Below are 17,503 nucleotides of genomic sequence, written 5' to 3' on the forward strand. Positions count from 1 at the left end.
CCGGTGGGCGGTCAGGCCTTCTCGACCAGCATGCGGCCGGTCATCTCCATGTGCATGGCATGGCAGAACCAGTTGCAGTAGTACCAGTGCACCCCGGGCTTGTCGGCGATGAAGGTGACGCTGGCGGTCTGCTGGGGGGCGATCTCCATCTGGGCGCCATGGTTGACCATGCAGAAGCCGTGGGTCAGGTCCTCGACCTGGTCGAGGTTGGTGATCACCACGGTGACCTCGTCGCCCTGCTTGACCTTGAACTCGGTGAGCCCGAAGTTCGGTGCCACCGAGGTCATGTAGACGCGGACCCGATTGCCGTCACGGATGACCTTGCTGTCGCGCTCCAGGGTGATGCCGTCGGCCTCGGCCATGGCCACGGTCTCGGCGAAGTAGGGGTCGTCACGGCTCCATATCCGGCTCGGCGAGAGCTGGTCGGCGCGCACCAGGATGCAGTCGTGGGGCTCGGCGTAGGTGGGGCCGTCATGCACCAGGCGCATCTCCTCGCCGGAGATGTCGATCAACTGGTCGTTCTCCGGGTGCAGCGGGCCCACCGGCAGGAAGCGGTCCTTGGAGAACTTGGAGAGGACCACCAGCCACTTGCCGTCGGCATCCCGCGATTCGGTGAGGCTGGCGTGGTTGTGGCCGGGCTGATAGTGGACGTCGAGCTTCTGGCGCAGGTAGTTGACCTCCTCGCCGTTGTAGGCGCGGATGGCGTCCTCGATGTTCCACTTGGCCACCTGGCTGTCGATGAACAGCGTGGTGTAGGCGTTGCCGCGGCCGTCGAAGGTGGTATGCAGCGGCCCGAGGCCCAGTTCCGGCTCGGCGACCACGGCGCCGCGCGGCTCGATGGCGTCGTCGAACAGCTGCGGCAGCCGGTCAATGGCGATCACCGTACAGGTCGGCGAGAGCTTGCCGTTGGCGATGAAGTACTTGCCGTCCGGCGAGGTGTTCAGGCCGTGGGGGTTCTTGGGTACCGGGATGTAGCGAGTCAGCGCCGAGCCCTTGCGCCCGTCGAGCACCGGCACCGGGGCGTCGCCCAGGGCCTCGTACTCGCCGGCGGCCACGGCGGCCTCGATCGCCTCGACATCGAACACCACCACCCAGTCACGCTCGGCGCGCATGGTGTCGGCGAGCGTCATGCCCTTTTCCGAGTTGTAACAGGTGGCGGCGACGAAGCGACCGGTGTAGTCGGCATCGGTGTTGTCCAGGTTGCCGTCGACGATCACCTGCCAGGCCACCTCCATGCTCTCGGCATCCACGGCATTGAACATGGTCCAGTAGTTGTCGGGGTTCTCCAGGTCGCGGCCGTCGTTGATCTGCGGGATCGGCAGTTCGGCGTTGCAGAACACGTACTTGGTGTGGGGGACCTTCTGCAGGCGCAGCCCGTGGATGGCCTGGACGTTGGGAATGGTGGTGATCCTGTCCGTCTTCATGATGTCGAGACGGATGCGCGCCACCCGGGTATTGGCCTTGTCGTTGATGAACAGGTACTTGCCATCGTAGCGGCCGTCGGTCATCGAGATGTGCGGGTGGTGGGAGTCGCCGTTGAGGAAGCGCGCGGAGTCGCCCAGGACGCGCTTCGACTCGTTGCTGATGCCGTAGCCGGTGGCGCTGTCGGTATTGAAGACAGGGATGCGCATCAGCTCGCGCATCGAGGGTACGCCCAGCACGCGGACCTCGCCGGAGTGGCCGCCACTCCAGAAACCGTAGTACTCGTCGAGCTCGCCGGGGGCTATGGCGGCGTCGCCGGTGGCGGCGGCCCGGGCCGGCCGACTGCCGATCAGGGCACCCGCGCCGAAGCCGCCGGCCAGCCCGGCACCGGCGACTCCCGTCACGGCGCTGTTGCGCAGGAAGTGGCGGCGGCCGAGGTTCTGGATCGTGTCCTTCTTGTCACTCATGGTTCATTCCTCGTTGTGAGTGGGAATGCGTTGCAGGCTGGCCTTGCTGCCACGGGCAGCAGTGGCCGGGAAGGTCGCGACGGCCGTGCCTCCCGAGGACACCCGGGCCGCCTTCTCGAAGCGCTTGCGGCGCTTGATCATGGGCGGGCACCGCCGGTCGTCGTGATAGGTCACCTGGCAGTCGAGACAGTAGTGGCACTCGTTGGCATTGATGCGGCCGTCGGGGTGGATGGCGCCCACTTCGCACTCGTTGGCGCAGATCTGGCAGGGCGTGCCGCAGCTGCCGCGGTGACGCTTGAGCCAGTCGAACAGGCGCAGGCGGGCGGGGATGGCCAGGCCGGCCCCCAGTGGGCAGACATAGCGGCAGTAGAACTTGTGGTTGACCGCCGAGATCGCCACCAGCGCCACGGCATAAAGCAAGAAGCCCCAGTCGCGCTGGAAGCGCAGGGTGATGGCGGTCTTGAAGGGCTCCACCTCGGCATAGCGCTCGGCGGTGCCCAACGAGTGCAGCGAGACGGCGAACAGCGCCAGCAGGATGATGTACTTGATCGCCCACAGCCGTTCGTGGAGGCCGAAGGGCACCTCGAGCTGCTTCACGCCGAGCTTGCGCGCGGCCTGGTTGACCAGGTCCTGCAGGGCGCCGAACGGGCACAGCCAGCCGCAGAACACCCCGCGCCCCCACAGCAGCAGGGTCACCGCGACGAACGACCAGAGGATGAACAGCAGCGGGTCGATCAGGAACGACTCCCAGCTGAAGCCGCTGATCAACGAGCTGGTGAAGGTCAGGATATTGACCACCGACAGCTGGGCCAGCGAATACCAGCCGATGAACCCCAGGGTGTAGACCAGAAAGCCCAGCCGAAGCGGACGCAGGATCTTCGGATGACGCGCCAGCACGTCCTGGAACAGCATGATCACCGTCAGCACCAGCAGGCCGGCGGCCAGCACGGCGATCTGGAAGGCCTTGTCGCGCCACACCTGGACCCATAGCGGCTCCTCCACCGGCGGTTCCGGGCGTGTGATGTAGGCCTCCGGTACGCTGTAGTCGGCGCTGAAGCGGGTGAACTCGGTGTCCAGCGGGCCCGAGGCACGGCGCACCAGCAGTTCCAGCTGCCAGGGCCGGCCGGGATCGAAGGCGGCATCGTCGCGAACGATGAAGATGTCGCGCTCGTCGAACGACGGCGCTCCCTCGATACCCAGGCTGCCCAGGCGGCTGTGGTCGCTGTCGTGGAAGCTGACGGTGGTGTTGCCCTGGGACAGCTCGAGGCGGTCGAAGATGCCGCCGCGCACATAGCCCGAGCCCTTGAAGGAGTAGTCGCCGCGAGCCATGACGGCGATGGCGTGCTCGTCCTCGTCGAGCCCGGCCATGAGCTGCTCGTAGGCGGTGTCGCCGAGCAGGTTGCGGCCGGCCGTCGGCGGGTTCAGGTAGGTGTAGAACAGCTCGATGAAGGTCTTGTCGGCCGGTTCGGGCGTGCGCAGGTAGTCCTCGGCGGGCGTGCCGACGAAGGCCTCGTCGACCTCGCCATGGGTCAGGTGCAGGCGGCGAATGGTGCCGTCGTCGGTGAGGGTCTCCCAGTCGGCGGGCTCGAAGACCTTGGGCAGGACCCGGGCCGGCGGCGTGGCCGAGGGATCGGCGATCAGTCCCTGCTCGGCGGCCACCCGGCGAGCGGTACGCATGATGGTCTCGTTGACCACGATGACCGTGACGGTGGCACCGGAGATGGCGTCGAGGTTGTCGCCGATCTTGAGGCGGTCGTTCACATGATGGGGCACATGGGCATCCGCGAAGTCTGCCAGCCGGTGTTCGGGGATGCCGACCAGCATGATCGGCTCCTCGTGGCCGAGGATGCTGGCCAGGCGGATCCTGCCCTCGAGATCGATGCCCACCAGCAGGTTCACGGGCTTGCCGGAGTAGGCGGGGATCGGCGCGATGTCCATCGTCTCGAAGGCATAGCCGAGCAGGCGGTCATCGGCATGAACGGCCATGGCGGGGTGCTCGCCCTCGGCACTGACCAGGCGGGTCGCCTCGGGGAAGCCCGGCCTCACCTGCTCGAGCTCGATGGCCTGCGCGATCGGCATGGCGACGAGCAGCAGCAGGCCGAGCAGCCAGGTGAGGGCCAGGGAGGTGAGGGTGCGCCGGGTGGACATGGGGCGGTCCTTGTTTCCGTACCTGTGGCGTGGTGCCTGCGGGAGGGCAGCGTTTCGTCAACAGGCACATGAAATGAATCTTTTGCAATTGGCTCTATCATGCCAGCTGGCCCATGGGCTCGAATTGACATGGGTCATGTCGCCGGTGACGTGGATCAAGCCTGTGGGAGTAACCCCAATGAGGTAGGAGCGTCGAAATCGAAGACGCGGGGGGAGGGTGTGAGGGTAGGGGGCTTCAAGAGAGAAGAACGACGGGGCGCCATGCCGCGAATGCCGCATGACGCCTCGTCACATCGGCGGTTGGTCCTGCCGGGCCTGCTGGGTGGCTCGGTCTCAGAGGACCGGCTCGAGCATGAAGTCGACCGCCGCCTTGACCTCCTCGTCACTCAGGTTCATCTGCCCACCCTTGGGCGGCATGGCCTGGAAGCCGTTGATGGCGTGGTCGTAGAGGGTCTCCATGCCCTTCTCCAGGCGAGGCGCCCAGGCCTCCTCGTCGTCCTTGATGGGCGCGCCGGCGGCGCCGGTCATGTGGCAGGCCATGCAGGCCTGGTTGTAGATCGCCTCGCCGTCGGGCTCCGCCTGGGCGAAGGCCGAGAATGCCAGGGCGGCGATGCCGGTGAGGGTGGCGGCGGCCAGTCTTTTCATAACCAATCTCCATGATGCGTTCTTGCCGGCTTGAAGAGACCCGGGGTTCCGGGCCGAATGGTCCCATGGTGCCAGTGGGCCGATGGTGGGGTACTGACCTGTGTCAGCATAAGCCCGCCTCAGCGCATCAGCCATGTTCACGACGCCGGTTCGATGCGCAGCAACTGGGCGAGTTGGGGACGCTGTGGCCCCAGCATGTCGGCCAGGGTGTACTGGTCGAGCACGTCGAGAAAGGCCTTCAGGGCCTCGGCCAGTATCGGCTTGAGGCGACACGCCGGAGTGATCAGGCACTCGTTATGGTCGCCGAAGCACTCCACCAGCTGCAGGTCGTGCTCGGTGTCGCGGACCAGGGCGCCGAGGGTGATCGTTTCCGGTGCCTTCTTGAGCAGCAGGCCACCGTTCTTGCCGCGAATGGCCGTGATGTAGCCCTTGTGGCTGAGCTCCTGCACCACCTTCATCAGGTGATTGTGAGAGACCTCGAAGCGCTCGGCGATCTCCTGGATCGTGGAGCGTTCCTCGCCCTTGACGGCCAGGAAGATCAGCACGCGCAGCGAGTAGTCGGTAAAGCGAGTCAGGTGCATGGCAGGATCCGGCGCCTCGTGGCTGGGTAGCGGTCGATAACGATGGGTCAACGTCTGTTCAGTTTACCAGTTCCCGTGTGCCCATGGCGGGCAGGGGTGCGGCATCGGGTCGCATCAGCACGAGGCGCCCACTCCACAGCAGAAGCAGGTCGCGGCCGTCAGGGCCAGCCCGCTCCAGGCGAGTCGTGAAACCACCCTGGTCGGCCGTATGGTGCCCTTCGGGCGATATCATAAAGTGTAATTTACATGAATGTTAAGGGAGGTTGTCAACGCTTGATCTCCTCATGCCCTCCCTCCTTTGACCTGGGTCAGCTACCTCTTGAAGGGTACCGACGCCGCGGATAGCGGATGGCATACTTCCCTCATTCGGCAGGGCCCGCGGGCCCTGCCCCCGTTCTTGCTTGAATACAGGCTTCAAGAGGCCGCTTCACGACATGCCACAGGATCTCCCGTTCGACCGCCCCCTGGTGGAGAAGTACGACCGCCCGGGGCCGCGCTACACCTCCTACCCCACGGCGCCCCAGTTCCATGCGGCCTTCGCCGAGGATGACTACCGCGCGGCAGCGGAGCGCAGCAACCGGGCCGAGTCGCCCAAGCCGCTGTCGGTCTACGTGCACATCCCGTTCTGCAAGAGCCTGTGCTACTACTGCGCCTGCAACAAGATCATCACCCACAACACCGAGCGGGCCGCCGAGTACCTCGAGTGGCTCAAGCAGGAGATCGGGGTCCAGGCCGCGCTGTTCGACGCCTCGCGGCGCATGACCCAGCTGCACCTGGGCGGCGGCACCCCCACCTACCTGAGCAACGCCCAGCTGGGCGAGCTGATGGAGGCACTGGACGCGGCCTTCCACTTCGCCCCGCCGGAGGCGCGCGAGTTCTCCCTGGAGGTCGACCCGCGCACCGTCACCCCCGAGCAGATCCATGAGCTGCGTGCCCTGGGCTTCAACCGGCTCAGCTTCGGCGTGCAGGACTTCGATGCTGACGTCCAGCAGGCCGTCAATCGCATCCAGAGCGAGGAGCAGGTGGTGGCCCTGGTGCAGGCGGCCCGCGAGGCCGGCTTCCAGTCGGTCAGCGTCGACCTGATCTATGGCCTGCCGCTGCAGACGGTGGCGAGCTTTGACGTCACCCTGGACAAGATCATCGCCCTGCGGCCCGACCGCATCGCCGCCTACAGCTATGCCCACCTGCCCGAGCTGTTCAAGGCCCAGCGGCTGATCCGCCCCGAGGACATGCCGCCCCCGGAGCGCAAGCTGGAATTACTGGAGCTGACCATCCGCCGGCTGTCCGCGGCCGGCTATGTCTATATCGGCATGGACCACTTCGCCCTGCCCGAGGACGAGCTCTCCCTGGCGCGCGAGAACGGCACCCTGCAGCGCAACTTCCAGGGCTACTCGACCCACGCCGACTGCGACCTGATTGGCCTGGGCATCACCTCCATCGGCAAGGTCGGTGACAGCTACAGCCAGAACGTCAAGGAGACCGCCCAGTACCAGCACCGGCTGGAGGCCGGCCGGCTGCCGGTGATGCGCGGCTATCGCCTCAACGACGACGACCGCCTGCGTCGCGACGTGATCAACGCCCTGATGTGCCACGGCCGCATCGTCTTCGCCACGATCGAGGCCGCCCACGGCATCGTCTTCCGCGACTACTTCGCCGACGCCCTCGCCGAACTCGAGGAGATGGCCGCCGACGGCCTGCTGGCGATCCGCGAGGGCGAGATCGAGGTGCTGCCCGCCGGGCGACTGATGATGCGCAATGCCGCCATGGCCTTCGATGCCTATCTGGCACGCAGCGAGGGGCGCTATTCCCGCACGGTCTGATCAGGCGATTCACGCTGCCCTGGCCGCCTGCCGGGGCAACTGGGCGGCGGCCGCGCGGCGGCTCGCCATGGACCCGAGCAACCTGCACAAGCTGGCCCGCCGGCCGGGCATCAAGCGCTGACGACAGCGGTAGGCCGTCGCAGCGTTGATGGTCAAGCTCAACGACATCTTGTGCTTTCTGCGGTCGAATGATCTATATATGGTGTCTGGCCGTGCGAGTGGTCGCACCGGCCAGGGCTTGATGCATGTCAGTGCGAACGTCTTTCATGACGCCTAGGATGAGCGGTTCGGCGGCCCCGGCCGCATCGACGTCACCAGGAGAGTTAGCATGTCCCTGCCTTTCCCGTCCCTGTCACTGCCGCGCCCACCCGCCCCGAGCCGCCTGATCCGTGCCCTCGACCCGAGGGTGCCCATCGCCGTCAAGCGTCGCCTGGTGGAGCCGTTGCTCAACCGCACCTTCGCCGAGCCGCTGGCGGAAGGCGAGTTCGATGCCCTCGAGGGGCGCCGGGTCAGCCTGGCCGTCGACGATCTGGGGGTGGTGCTGACCCTGGGGCTCGAGGCGGGCCGCCTGGTGCTCTGCCGCGGGGCCGGCGAGGCGACCATCCACGGCGGCTGGCGCGAGTTCCTCTGCCTGGCCACCCGTCGCGAGGACCCCGACAGCCTGTTCTTCCAGCGTCGCCTGCTGATCGAGGGCGACACCGAGCTGGGCCTGACGGTCAAGAACCTGCTCGATGGCCGCGAGGAGGGCCTGGCCCAGGGTCGCCTGGGCGAATGGCTGCTGCGACTCGAGCGGTTGGCGCATCGCGATCACTGACCCCGTTATCCTAGACTTCTCTGGAGACCCTGAATGAGCACTTCCGCCAAGGCCGTCAAGACATCCAACGAGGTACCGATGCAGGCCCCCTCCCGTGATATCTGGGATTCCAAGTACCGGCTCAAGGATCGCCACGGGCGCCCGGTGGACAAGGACGTGGCGGCCACCTGGGAGCGGGTGGCCCGCGCCCTGGCCGCGGTGGAGGGCGACCAGGCCGACGAGTGGCTGCCGAAGTTCCGCTGGGCGCTGGAGAACGGCGCCATTCCGGCCGGGCGGATCATGTCCAACGCCGGCGCCGACGACTACAAGCCGGCGGTGAGCCTGATCAATTGCACGGTGTCGCGCACCATCCGCGACTCCATGCACGACATCCTCTCCGCGGTGGTGGATGCCGGCATGACGTTAAAAAGCGGAGCGGGAATCGGCTATGACTTTTCCACCCTGCGCCACAGGGGCGCCTTCGTGTTCGGCGCCGGGGCCGGCACCAACGGCCCCCTGGCGTTCATGGATATCTACGACAAGATGTGCTTCACGGTGGCCTCCGCCGGCGGGCGCCGCGGCGCCCAGATGGCCACCTTCGACGTGGGCCATCCCGATGTCCGCCAGTTCATCGAGGCCAAGCGCGAGGCCGGCCGGCTGCGCCAGTTCAACCTGAGCCTGCTGATCACCGACGAGTTCATGGAGGCGGTCAGGAGCGACGCCGACTGGCCGCTGGCCTTCCCGCTGCACCCCGGCGAGAAGGAGGACGTGGGCCCCGACGAGCTCATCTATCGCGACTGGCCGGTGATCGAGGAGGGCTACACCGTCGACGACGAGGGCCGCGTGGCCTGCCGCATCGTCGAGGTGATCAAGGCGCGCGAGCTGTGGGACACCATCATGCGCTCGACCTACGACTTCGCCGAGCCGGGCTTCATCCTGATCGACCAAGTCAACCGCATGAACAACAACTGGTTCTGCGAGGAGATCCGCGCGACCAACCCCTGCGTGACGGCGGATACCCGGTTGCATACCCAGTTCGGTCAGGTGCCCATCGGTGAGCTTTACCAACTGGGTCATGCTCTCGATGTGACGGTCGACAAGCGTGCACTCGAACTTGATGACAGGGGGGTTGAAACCCGCCCGGCTGTGCCTGCCTTCATGACAGCCAGACAAGCCGATGTTTATCGGGTCACCACGCGCGAAGGTTACGAAATCAAGGCGACTGCATGGCATGATTTCTATACCCAGCGAGGCAAGATTCCTCTCAAGGAACTGCAGGTGGGCGATAGCGTATGGGTACAGTCCGGTAAGGGCCAGTTCGGTGACCAGGGTGATGAGCGGCTGGGTACCCTGCTAGGCTTGATTGCCGGCGATGGGCATTTCACGCACCGTGGCAACGGCCATGAGGCCGTGCTCATCAACTTCTGGGGAGAGGACCGTCAGCTGGCCGATATCACAGCCGAGTATGTTAATGAGCTGATTGCTGGTGCGGCCAAAACGGCGCGTCAATATGCGGTGGCGCCTGTAGCGGTGGCCGAGCGCCAGCATGTCTTTGTTCGCTCGGTGATCCTGGCCCGCCTCCTGGAACACTACGGTTTTACCCGGGAGACCAAGCTGCAGGTGCCGGAGGTGGTCTGGCGGGGCACCGAGGCGTGCGTCAAGGGCTATCTGCGCGGGCTGTTTCAGGCAGATGGTACCGTCAATGTGTCCAGCAATAGCCAGAGCTGCTCGGTTCGCCTCGCTTCGAGCGAAGTCAGCTTACTCAAGGATGTCCAGACGCTGCTTGCCAACCTGGGGATTTTCTGTCGTATCCACAAGCGACGTGAGGCCGGCACTCGAGTGCTGCCGGATGGCAAGGGAGGAACTCGGCAGTATGCCTGCCAGGCCGATCATGAGTTGATCATCGACGGCGAATCCCGTGAGCGCTTCATGGAGGAAGTCGGCTTCCTGCTCGGTTACAAGAACGAAAGGTATCAGGAGTGGGTGCAGGGCAAGCTGCTGCGCAAGACTCAATCCTTCATGGCCACGGTGGCAGCCATACAGCATGTGGGTCGTGAAGCCGTCTACGACACCACCCAAGTCGATAACAATACGGTAATTTTCAATGGGTTGGTCACGGGGCAATGCGGAGAGCAGCCATTGCCGCCCGAGGGCGCCTGCCTGCTGGGTTCGGTGAACCTCACCCGCTTCGTCATCGAGCCCTTCGGCAAGACGCCGCGCTTCGACTGGGAGCGCTACCGCAAGGTGGTGGCGATCTTCACCCGCATGCTCGACAACGTGGTGGAGATCAGCAGCCTGCCGCTCGCCGGCCAGCGTCGCGAGATCGAGGCCAAGCGCCGCCACGGCATGGGCTTCCTGGGCCTGGGCTCGACCCTGACCATGCTCAAGATTCCCTACGGCTCCGCCGAGTCGCTGGCCTTCACCGAGGAGGTGAGCCGCACCCTGGCCATCGAGGGCTGGAAGCAGGCCCTCGAGCTCTCCCGCGAGAAGGGCATGGCGCCGATCCTGGCCGAGGACTTCGAGATCACCCCGAAGATGCTGCGCGAACGCCCCGAGCTGGCCAAGGACGGTTACGAGGTGGGCGACAAGGTGCCGGGTCGCCTGTTGCATGCCCGCTACAGCCGCTACATGCAGAAGATCGCCGAGGTGGAGCCGGAACTGGTCGCCGCACTCTCCGAGCACGGCGCACGCTTCACCCACCATTCGTCCATCGCACCGACCGGCACCATATCGCTGTCCCTGGGCAACAACGCCTCCAACGGCATCGAGCCGTCGTTCTCGCACCGTTACTTCCGCAACGTCATCCAGGCGGGCAAGAAGACCAAGGAGCAAGTGGAAGTGTGCTCCTTCGAGTTGGCCGCCTACCGCCACTTCATCGCCGCCGACGCGGTGGAGAGCGACCTGCCCGACTACTTCATCACCGCCGATGCGGTGTCCCCGAAGCAGCACGTGGCGGTGCAGGCGGCGGCCCAGGCCTGGGTCGATTCGGCGATCTCCAAGACGGTGAACGTGCCCACCGACTTCGCCTTCGACGACTTCAAGGGCCTCTACCTCGACGCCTACGACAGCCAGCTCAAGGGCTGCACCACCTTCCGCTTCAACCCCGAGGCCTTCCAGGGCGTGCTGGTACGCGAGGACGACCTCAAGAACACCACCTACGTCTTCGAGCTGGAGAACGGCGAGACCCTGGAGCTCAAGGGCGACGAGAAGGTGATCTACGACGGCGAGGAGCACACCGCGGCGAACCTCTACGATGCGCTGAAGGAAGGCACCTATGGCAAGTGGTAATAATGGCTTGTGCCGGATCAGCTCCGAGCGATGGAAGCATTGCGCCACCCAACAACTTTCCGGAGGAGCCCGCTGATGGCCGTCGAAATCACCTCGAAGATCGTCTCCTACAGCGTCAAGAAGGCGGTGGAAGCGCCGCCGCTCGCCGACGAGAACCCGCTCACGGTGCGCATCCCGTCGCGTCCCGAGGGCACCCTGGAGGCCGTGTCGGAGAAGATCTCCTATGTCGGCGCCGAGGGCCGCAAGAAGGTCTACCTGCTGGTCTCCTTCATGCCGGTGGAGGGCGTGCTGGGCGGCAAGCGGGTGGTGATCGAGCGCCCGGTGGAGTTCTTCTTCCCCTCCGGCCAGCTCTCCAGTGAGCACCAGTGGATCACCGCCACCATGCGCAGCCTGTCGCTGGCCGCCCGTGGCGGTTACGTCACCCAGGCGGTGGCCGACCTGCGCAAGGTGGCCTGGGACAAGGGCCTGGTGCGCTGCGGCATGAACCGCTGGGGCAAGCCGATGTTCCACGACTCCGAGGTCGCGGCCATCGCCTGGTCGATCCAGCAGATCCTCTACCGCCGCGGTTTCCTCGACATCGACGGCAACCAGGTGCCCGTGGAGGAGCTGGTCAGCCGCTATGCCCAGCGGCTGGCCAGCGGCCATGCCTGGCAGCCGCCGACCCCCGAGGAGATCGCCCACGCCGAGCGCGAGGCCCACGACAAGAGCGGCAAGCCCACCGTGGTCGGGTACTGCCCCGAGTGCAACGGCGAGCTGATCATGATGGACGGCTGCCCCACCTGCTACGCCGGCTGCGGCTGGTCGAAGTGCGGCTAAGCGCCTCGGCCAGCGCGTGGCTCAGTCGATTTGGTTCGGGGCGTGACCTACGAGTCGGCACGGGTCACCGCGAGGATAGTCGGGGGTGAGAAACAGGCGTCCCTCGATGCCCTCGGCTGCCGCCGCGCGGCGGATGGCCGGTCGGCCTTCCAGCCGCCTCAACAGGTGAACGAGATGCGGGTACTCGTCCCGGGCGATGCCACCGAGGGGGGCGTCGAGGGGGTAGAGCTGCATCCAGCGAACCAGGCAGGCCAGGTAGGGCTCGAGCACGCTGGGGCCACTCGGCAGCAACCCCGCTCCCTGGCCATGGTCGGCAAGATCTTCGAGCAGTTGCAGATGCTGCTGAATGCGGCGACTCAGCATATCTCTAAGGTGCTGGATCTCCGCCTTGCCTTCGGCATAGCGCCAGGTGTAGAAGCGCAGCCGCAGGTCGGCGTGCAGGGTGTTGGAGAGGAAGAACAGCCAGGCCAGGAAGGCCCCTCGTTGCGCCGGATCCGTGATCGCTAGGCTGGCATGCCGCTCGCACAGGTGCAGCAGGATGGCCCCGGTCTCGAACAGGGGGACCCCGCTGGTCTCGTCCACCAGGACCGGTAGCAGCCCCTGGGGATTCAGGGCACGAAAGGCCGGATCGTCGAGGCCACCCCTGGCGCAGTCGATGCGCACGTCGCGGTAGCGGGCGCCCACCTCCTCCAGCACCATGCGGATCACCAGGTTGGCGCTGTCCGGTGAGTAGAACAGCCGGTAAGACGGGGCCTGTCCTTCGCTGGAATGGGACATGACGGTATCTCCGACGCCTTCTGTTGCTCAGTGTGAATCGAGAGCCGGCAGGTCCAATTTTTCCTCGATTCGACGCAGCAGGTCGATCAGTTCGTCCACTGACCCGATGGCTAGGTTGAGAAGTGCGGCGTTCTTGTCGTGGTCGTCGGGATAGTCGTGAGCGAAGCGATTTCGGATCGCCCGTAACTGCTGCCACTGTTCGGCACTTTCCAGGAATCCCAGCTTTTCCAGACGGTTAAGCTTGTCGATCATCGGGAGGTCTTCGAAGGGTTCTTGGAGATAGTCCAGCACCGAAGGGAGCAACCTGGTGCCGATAGCATCCTGAAGCTTGCCGAAACGAAGCACGAACTGGTCGAGATCCTGGATGCCTTCGTCGTCCATGGCGGCGAGCCCTCTTCCCGACAGCGGCAGCCGTTCCTGCAACGAGCGGAGTGCATGCCTGAGATGATGCAGATGTTTCCGGCATTGGCGCCAGGCATCCTGGAGGCGTTGCTGGGCGATATCGGTCATAGCGGCACACCCGTGCGCTCGGCGACGGCGAAGATCGGAGGATGCTCCCCGCGCCCCGGATAGTCGATGAGCAGATCGATCTTCTGCTCGCCCAACCTCTGCTGCACCTTGACCTGGAACTGGATCTCGGCCCTGACGATCTCGTCGACATCGGTCATCTCGGTCTCGATGAGCAGATCGATGTCGCCGCCGCGAGCTGTGTCATCGGCGCGGGAACCGAACAGATAGACGCGAGCCCCGGGGCCAAAGCAGTTGGCCACGGTCTGGCGGATGATCTGACACTGGTGCTTCGAAAGGCGCATCCCGAATCGTCCGCGGTGGATATCGTTACGGCCAGCTTAGCATAGGTCGGACTGCCGCCGGCCGGCGCCCGAGGCGGTGTCGTGGGGGGCCATGATGGCCCGGGAAGCGGAGTAGCAGGTCCTAGCCGCGCAGCTCGATATGCGCGAAGTGGGGACGCAGCCGCCGGACCAGGGTCTCCAGGGTCTCCCGGGAGGGGGCATCGGCCACCGGCCGGCAGTAGTCGGGATCACGGCAGCGCTCGAGGCGGGCCAGCTGGATGGCGTAGTGGCGCACGCCGCAGTCGGCCAGGGTCATGGCCAGTCGCTCCAGGGCCTCGAGGCTGAAGTCGCGCCAGTGCACCGTGGTGCGGCACTCGAAGGGGGTATCGCCCTCCAGCAGCAGCGAGAGGCTCCGGGCGTGGCGTTGCCAGATCCGCTCGCGGCCGGCGATGCGGTCGAAGTCGGCACCGCGCCCCTTGGTGTCCAGCGCCACCCAATCGAGTTGTGGCAGCAGGGCCTCGAGCCGCTCGGGATAGGGGCCGGCGGTGTGCAGCCCCACCGCCAGGCCCAGCGCCCGACAGGCCTCGGCGGCGGCCGGCAGGTCGGCGTGCAGGGTCGGCTCGCCGCCGCTGAACACCACCGCATCGAGCTGACCGCTGCCGGCGGCCAGCAGGGCCTGGAGGCCCTCCCACTCGCCGGGCTCGCCGCGGCGCGGGGTGGTCATCTCGCCGGTTTCGCAGTAGCCGCACTGTAGCGGGCAGCCCTGCAGATAGACCACGGCGGCACGCCGGCCCGGAAAGACTCGGGTGTCCAGGGCGGTGAAACCTGCTACCGGCAGGCGGATCGCCGGGGGCGACTCGGGGGCGAGGGGGATGATCCGGGCGCTCATATGACGTTCCCCGCTCGGCTGTGGTCCATGCCCGGGCGACCGTGCCAGTAGCCGTCCCAGCTCTCGGCGGCCTGGTCCACGGCGCGCTTCAGGGCGGGCAGGTTGCCGGCGGGGCAGACGAGCTCCATGGCGGACTCCTCTCGATGAAAACCCGACCATGCTAGTCGACCATTCGCCGGCGGCCCTTGACGCGGGTCATGGCGAGGCGGGATTGGGCGGCCGGCGGTGGCTCAGCGGCGCAGGATCAGGCTCTCGAAGGCCGGCCGCAGGCCCTCGACGAGGGCGTCCAGGGCCGCCGTGCCCGGGGCGCCTGGGACCGGTGCGGCGTAGGCGCCATCGAGGCTCTGCCCGGGGCGGGCGATCTGCAGCGCATAGCGGGTCACGCCGCGCTCGGCCAGGCTCAGTGCCAGCCGCTTCACCGCCGCCAGGTCGAAATCGCGCCAGTGCACGGTGGTGCGGCACTCCAGGTCCACCCCACTCGCCAGCAGCAGGGCCAGGCTGCGCCCGTGTGCCGCCTGGAGGCCGGGGCGGCCGCAGATCCGGTCGAAGGTCTCGGCGTCGCCCTTGACGTCCAGCCCCACCCAGTCGAGCCAGGGCAGCAGCTCGGCCAGGCGATGGGGGTAGACCCCGGCGGTGTGGAGCCCGACCTTGAAGCCCATGGTGCTGGCCTGGGCGATGGCGGCGGGCAGGTCGGGGTGCTGGGTCGGCTCGCCGCCGCTGAACACCACGGCCTCGAGCAGGCCGCGGCGACGCGCCAGGAAGTCGCGGACCGCCTGCCACTCCTGCGGATCGCCGCGTCGCGGGGCGAGCATCTGGGGGTTGTGGCAGTAGCCGCAGCGCAGCGGGCAGCCCTGCAGGAAGACCACGCAGGCCAGGTGGCCCGGGTAGTCGAGGGTGGTCATGGGCGTCAGGCCGGCCACCGGTAACCGGATCGTGTTGCTCTCGGACATGGCGAAACTTCCGGGCCGGGCATCCGTGGATGCCCGGCGTTGCGGGTCAGTGGCTCGAGGCCTGCTCGGTGAAGTGGCGGCGCTCGCGATGCTCGGCGCGCTTGCCGAGGTTGAACTGGCTGACCGGGCGGTGGTACCCCATCACCCGGGTCCAGACCTCGCAGCGCTGGCGACGCTCGGTGGGCAGGGTGTCGTGGTGTGCTTGGCTCATGTGATGCTCCTTCGTGCTTCGGGGGTGGGGGGAATGGCGCCTCAGGCCGTGGCATCGGCCGTCGAGGCCTGCTCTGCCAGCAGGGCGTCGTCGCACCTGGGGCAGAATTCGTGTTCGCCGGCCAGGTAGCCGTGTACCGGACAGATCGAGAAGGTCGGTGTCACGGTCAGGTAGGGCAGGCGGAAACGGGACAGGGCGGTGCGCACCAGGGTCCGGCAGGCCGCAGCGCTGGACAGCTTCTCGCGCATGTAGAGATGCAGCACGGTGCCGCCGGTGTAGCGGGTCTGCAGTGGGTCCTGGTGGATCAGCGCCTCGAAGGGGTCGTCGGTGTGACCCACCGGCAACTGGCTGGAGTTGGTGTAGTAGGGCGCCTCCGGCGTGCCGGCCTGGAGGATGCCGGGATAACGGGCGCGGTCCTCCCGGGCGAAACGGTAGGTGGTGCCCTCGGCCGGGGTGGCCTCCAGGTTGTAGAGGTGCCCGGTCTGCTCCTGGTACTCCTGCATCCGCCCGCGTACGTGGTCGAGCACCTCCAGGGCCAGTTGCTGCCCTTCCGGGTCGGCGATGTCATGGGTGTCGTCGCTGAAGTTGCGCACCATCTCGTTGAGGCCGTTCACGCCGAGGGTCGAGAAGTGGTTGCGCAGGGTGCCGAGGTAGCGCCGGGTGAAGGGGTAGAGGCCGCCGTCCATCCACGCCTGGATGCGTTCCCGCTTGAGTTCCAGGCTGTCGCGGCCCAGCGCCAGCAGCCGGTCGAGCTCGTCGAGCAGCCCCGTGCGGTCGCCGGCGAAGCGATGGCCCAGCCGCGCGCAGTTGATCGTCACCACCCCCAGCGAGCCGGTCTGCTCGGCGCTGCCGAACAGGCCGTTGCCGCGCTTGAGCAGCTCGCCGAGGTCGAGCTGCAGGCGGCAGCACATGGAGCGCACCATGTGCGGCTCCAGGTCGGAGTTGAGGAAGTTCTGGAAGTAGGGCAGGCCGTACTTGGCGGTCAGCGCGAAGAGTCGCTCGGTATTGTCGCTCTCCCAGTCGAAGTCGCGGGTGATGTTGTAGGTGGGGATCGGGAAGGTGAAGACTCGCCCCTGGCGATCGCCGGCCTCCATCACCTCCAGGTAGGCGCGGTTGATCAGGTCCATCTCGGCCTGTAGCTCGCCGTAGGCGAAGGGCTGCTCCTCGCCGCCGATGACCGGCACCTGCCGGCGCAGATCCTCCGGGCAGACCCAGTCGAAGGTCAGGTTGGTGAAGGGCGTCTGGCTGCCCCAGCGCGAGGGCACGTTGAGGTTGTAGATGAACTCCTGGATGGCCTGTTTCACCGCCGGGTAGTCCAGTGCCTCCTTGCGCACATAGGGCGCCAGGTAGGTATCGAAGGAGCTGAAGGCCTGGGCGCCGGCCCACTCGTTCTGCAGGGTACCGAGGAAGTTGACCATCTGGCCCAGGGCGCTGGTGAGGTGTCGGGGCGGGTCACTCTCGGCGCGGCCGGGCACGCCGTTGAAGCCCTCGATCAGCAGGGTGCGCAGCGACCAGCCGGCGCAGTAGCCGCACAGCATGTCGAGGTCGTGGATATGCAGGTCGCCCCGGCGATGTGCCTCGCCCACCGCGGCGGGGTAGACCTCGTCGAGCCAGTAGTTGGCGATCAGCTTGCCCGAGACGTTGAGAATCAACCCGCCCAGGGAGTAGCCCTGGTTGGCGTTGGCGTGGACGCGCCAGTCGGTGCGCTTGAGGTACTCGTCGACCGTGGCGGCGACAGCGACGCGATGCTTTTCAGTTTGACCGTTAGTAGAGGGGGGCACTGCGATCTCCCTATATATGCCATCTTTTTAACTATAAGACACTATATATTGTGTTTTGCAGGTTGGGGACTGACGAGATGGCGGGAGATGACCCAGGTCAGAAAAAGGGCGGGTAAGGATGTGG

At 66.4% G+C, this 17,503-nt stretch carries 17 protein-coding genes; 5 read left to right on the forward strand and 12 right to left on the reverse strand.

Features of this window, described 5'->3' with window-relative positions; genetic code table 11:
• Positions 1-11: 11 nt before the first annotated feature.
• The 4 genes from nosZ to MKP05_RS07680 all read right to left on the reverse strand — a co-directional run bounded on the left by nosZ (position 12) and on the right by MKP05_RS07680 (position 5,263).
• Complete coding sequence (gene nosZ / locus MKP05_RS07665) at positions 12-1,889, reverse strand: TAT-dependent nitrous-oxide reductase (RefSeq protein ID WP_240567766.1); 1,878 nt, start codon at positions 1,887-1,889, stop codon at positions 12-14.
• A gap of 3 nt (positions 1,890-1,892) precedes the next feature.
• Complete coding sequence (nosR, locus tag MKP05_RS07670) at positions 1,893-4,037, reverse strand: transcriptional regulator NosR (protein ID WP_240567767.1); 2,145 nt, start codon at positions 4,035-4,037, stop codon at positions 1,893-1,895.
• Positions 4,038-4,370: 333 nt separating this feature from the next.
• Positions 4,371-4,682, reverse strand: a complete 312-nt coding sequence (locus MKP05_RS07675; protein ID WP_240567768.1) for a c-type cytochrome — start codon at positions 4,680-4,682, stop codon at positions 4,371-4,373.
• 137 nt (positions 4,683-4,819) lie between these two features.
• On the reverse strand, positions 4,820-5,263 hold the full coding sequence (locus MKP05_RS07680; protein ID WP_240567769.1) for an Rrf2 family transcriptional regulator: 444 nt from the start codon (positions 5,261-5,263) through the stop codon (positions 4,820-4,822).
• Between the two features lie 434 nt (positions 5,264-5,697).
• Here MKP05_RS07680 and hemN point away from each other — a divergent pair, with 434 nt between their 5' ends.
• From hemN to MKP05_RS07705, 5 genes are all read left to right on the forward strand, one after another.
• Positions 5,698-7,083 (forward strand): oxygen-independent coproporphyrinogen III oxidase, encoded by a 1,386-nt coding sequence (gene hemN, locus MKP05_RS07685; RefSeq protein ID WP_240567770.1) that lies wholly within the window; start codon positions 5,698-5,700, stop codon positions 7,081-7,083.
• Positions 7,037-7,204, forward strand: coding sequence for a helix-turn-helix domain-containing protein (locus tag MKP05_RS07690; RefSeq protein ID WP_240567771.1), 168 nt, complete (start codon positions 7,037-7,039; stop codon positions 7,202-7,204). Before hemN ends, MKP05_RS07690 begins: the two co-directional genes overlap by 47 nt.
• 207 nt (positions 7,205-7,411) lie before the next feature.
• Positions 7,412-7,897 (forward strand): ubiquinone anaerobic biosynthesis accessory factor UbiT, encoded by a 486-nt coding sequence (ubiT, locus tag MKP05_RS07695; RefSeq protein ID WP_240567772.1) that lies wholly within the window; start codon positions 7,412-7,414, stop codon positions 7,895-7,897.
• A gap of 33 nt (positions 7,898-7,930) precedes the next feature.
• Positions 7,931-11,164, forward strand: a complete 3,234-nt coding sequence (locus MKP05_RS07700) for a ribonucleotide reductase barrel domain-containing protein (protein WP_240567773.1) — start codon at positions 7,931-7,933, stop codon at positions 11,162-11,164.
• A gap of 75 nt (positions 11,165-11,239) precedes the next feature.
• A complete protein-coding gene (locus MKP05_RS07705; RefSeq protein ID WP_240567774.1) occupies positions 11,240-11,980 on the forward strand; it encodes a ribonucleoside-diphosphate reductase in 741 nt (246 codons plus the stop codon).
• A gap of 21 nt (positions 11,981-12,001) precedes the next feature.
• On the opposite strand, the gene MKP05_RS07710 is transcribed toward MKP05_RS07705, so the two are convergent.
• The 8 genes from MKP05_RS07710 to MKP05_RS07735 all read right to left on the reverse strand — a co-directional run bounded on the left by MKP05_RS07710 (position 12,002) and on the right by MKP05_RS07735 (position 17,379).
• Positions 12,002-12,757 (reverse strand): glutathione S-transferase family protein, encoded by a 756-nt coding sequence (locus MKP05_RS07710; RefSeq protein ID WP_240567775.1) that lies wholly within the window; start codon positions 12,755-12,757, stop codon positions 12,002-12,004.
• A 27-nt stretch (positions 12,758-12,784) separates the two neighbouring features.
• Positions 12,785-13,267 carry a hypothetical protein gene (locus MKP05_RS07715; protein ID WP_240567776.1) on the reverse strand — a complete coding sequence of 161 codons (483 nt, stop codon included), beginning with the start codon at positions 13,265-13,267 and terminating at the stop codon, positions 12,785-12,787.
• Entirely contained in the window at positions 13,264-13,569 is a 306-nt protein-coding gene (locus tag MKP05_RS07720; protein ID WP_240567777.1) for a nucleotidyltransferase domain-containing protein, read from the reverse strand. Before MKP05_RS07720 ends, MKP05_RS07715 begins: the two co-directional genes overlap by 4 nt.
• Positions 13,570-13,690: 121 nt before the next feature.
• On the reverse strand, positions 13,691-14,437 hold the full coding sequence (locus MKP05_RS07725) for an anaerobic ribonucleoside-triphosphate reductase activating protein (protein ID WP_240567778.1): 747 nt from the start codon (positions 14,435-14,437) through the stop codon (positions 13,691-13,693).
• Positions 14,434-14,565 (reverse strand): hypothetical protein, encoded by a 132-nt coding sequence (locus tag MKP05_RS21755; protein ID WP_276316550.1) that lies wholly within the window; start codon positions 14,563-14,565, stop codon positions 14,434-14,436. Before MKP05_RS21755 ends, MKP05_RS07725 begins: the two co-directional genes overlap by 4 nt.
• A gap of 102 nt (positions 14,566-14,667) precedes the next feature.
• Complete coding sequence (locus MKP05_RS07730) at positions 14,668-15,387, reverse strand: anaerobic ribonucleoside-triphosphate reductase activating protein (protein ID WP_240567779.1); 720 nt, start codon at positions 15,385-15,387, stop codon at positions 14,668-14,670.
• A gap of 46 nt (positions 15,388-15,433) precedes the next feature.
• Positions 15,434-15,598 carry an anaerobic ribonucleoside-triphosphate reductase gene (nrdD, locus tag MKP05_RS21760; RefSeq protein ID WP_110284225.1) on the reverse strand — a complete coding sequence of 55 codons (165 nt, stop codon included), beginning with the start codon at positions 15,596-15,598 and terminating at the stop codon, positions 15,434-15,436.
• A gap of 41 nt (positions 15,599-15,639) precedes the next feature.
• Positions 15,640-17,379: a ribonucleoside triphosphate reductase gene (locus tag MKP05_RS07735; RefSeq protein ID WP_338072343.1), complete on the reverse strand. Its 1,740-nt coding sequence runs from the start codon at positions 17,377-17,379 to the stop codon at positions 15,640-15,642.
• Between the last annotated feature and the right edge of the window lie 124 nt (positions 17,380-17,503).

The sequence above is a fragment of the Halomonas flagellata genome, assembly GCF_022487945.1.
In the GTDB taxonomy this organism is placed as follows: domain Bacteria; phylum Pseudomonadota; class Gammaproteobacteria; order Pseudomonadales; family Halomonadaceae; genus Halomonas; species Halomonas flagellata.

What these genes read in the sequence shown, in the direction of transcription:
- MKP05_RS07730 (WP_240567779.1), bottom strand. Translation starts at nt 15,387, where the DNA reads ATGTCCGAGAGCAACACGATCCGGTTACCGGTGGCCGGCCTGACGCCC.
- MKP05_RS07710 (WP_240567775.1), bottom strand. Translation starts at nt 12,757, where the DNA reads ATGTCCCATTCCAGCGAAGGACAGGCCCCGTCTTACCGGCTGTTCTAC.
- MKP05_RS07725 (WP_240567778.1), bottom strand. Translation starts at nt 14,437, where the DNA reads ATGAGCGCCCGGATCATCCCCCTCGCCCCCGAGTCGCCCCCGGCGATC.
- nosZ (WP_240567766.1), bottom strand. Translation starts at nt 1,889, where the DNA reads ATGAGTGACAAGAAGGACACGATCCAGAACCTCGGCCGCCGCCACTTC.
- MKP05_RS07715 (WP_240567776.1), bottom strand. Translation starts at nt 13,267, where the DNA reads ATGACCGATATCGCCCAGCAACGCCTCCAGGATGCCTGGCGCCAATGC.
- ubiT (WP_240567772.1), top strand. Translation starts at nt 7,412, where the DNA reads ATGTCCCTGCCTTTCCCGTCCCTGTCACTGCCGCGCCCACCCGCCCCG.
- hemN (WP_240567770.1), top strand. Translation starts at nt 5,698, where the DNA reads ATGCCACAGGATCTCCCGTTCGACCGCCCCCTGGTGGAGAAGTACGAC.
- MKP05_RS07705 (WP_240567774.1), top strand. Translation starts at nt 11,240, where the DNA reads ATGGCCGTCGAAATCACCTCGAAGATCGTCTCCTACAGCGTCAAGAAG.
- MKP05_RS07720 (WP_240567777.1), bottom strand. Translation starts at nt 13,569, where the DNA reads ATGCGCCTTTCGAAGCACCAGTGTCAGATCATCCGCCAGACCGTGGCC.
- nosR (WP_240567767.1), bottom strand. Translation starts at nt 4,037, where the DNA reads ATGTCCACCCGGCGCACCCTCACCTCCCTGGCCCTCACCTGGCTGCTC.
- MKP05_RS07680 (WP_240567769.1), bottom strand. Translation starts at nt 5,263, where the DNA reads ATGCACCTGACTCGCTTTACCGACTACTCGCTGCGCGTGCTGATCTTC.
- MKP05_RS07690 (WP_240567771.1), top strand. Translation starts at nt 7,037, where the DNA reads ATGCCTATCTGGCACGCAGCGAGGGGCGCTATTCCCGCACGGTCTGAT.
- MKP05_RS07675 (WP_240567768.1), bottom strand. Translation starts at nt 4,682, where the DNA reads ATGAAAAGACTGGCCGCCGCCACCCTCACCGGCATCGCCGCCCTGGCA.
- nrdD (WP_110284225.1), bottom strand. Translation starts at nt 15,598, where the DNA reads ATGAGCCAAGCACACCACGACACCCTGCCCACCGAGCGTCGCCAGCGC.
- MKP05_RS07700 (WP_240567773.1), top strand. Translation starts at nt 7,931, where the DNA reads ATGAGCACTTCCGCCAAGGCCGTCAAGACATCCAACGAGGTACCGATG.
- MKP05_RS21755 (WP_276316550.1), bottom strand. Translation starts at nt 14,565, where the DNA reads ATGGAGCTCGTCTGCCCCGCCGGCAACCTGCCCGCCCTGAAGCGCGCC.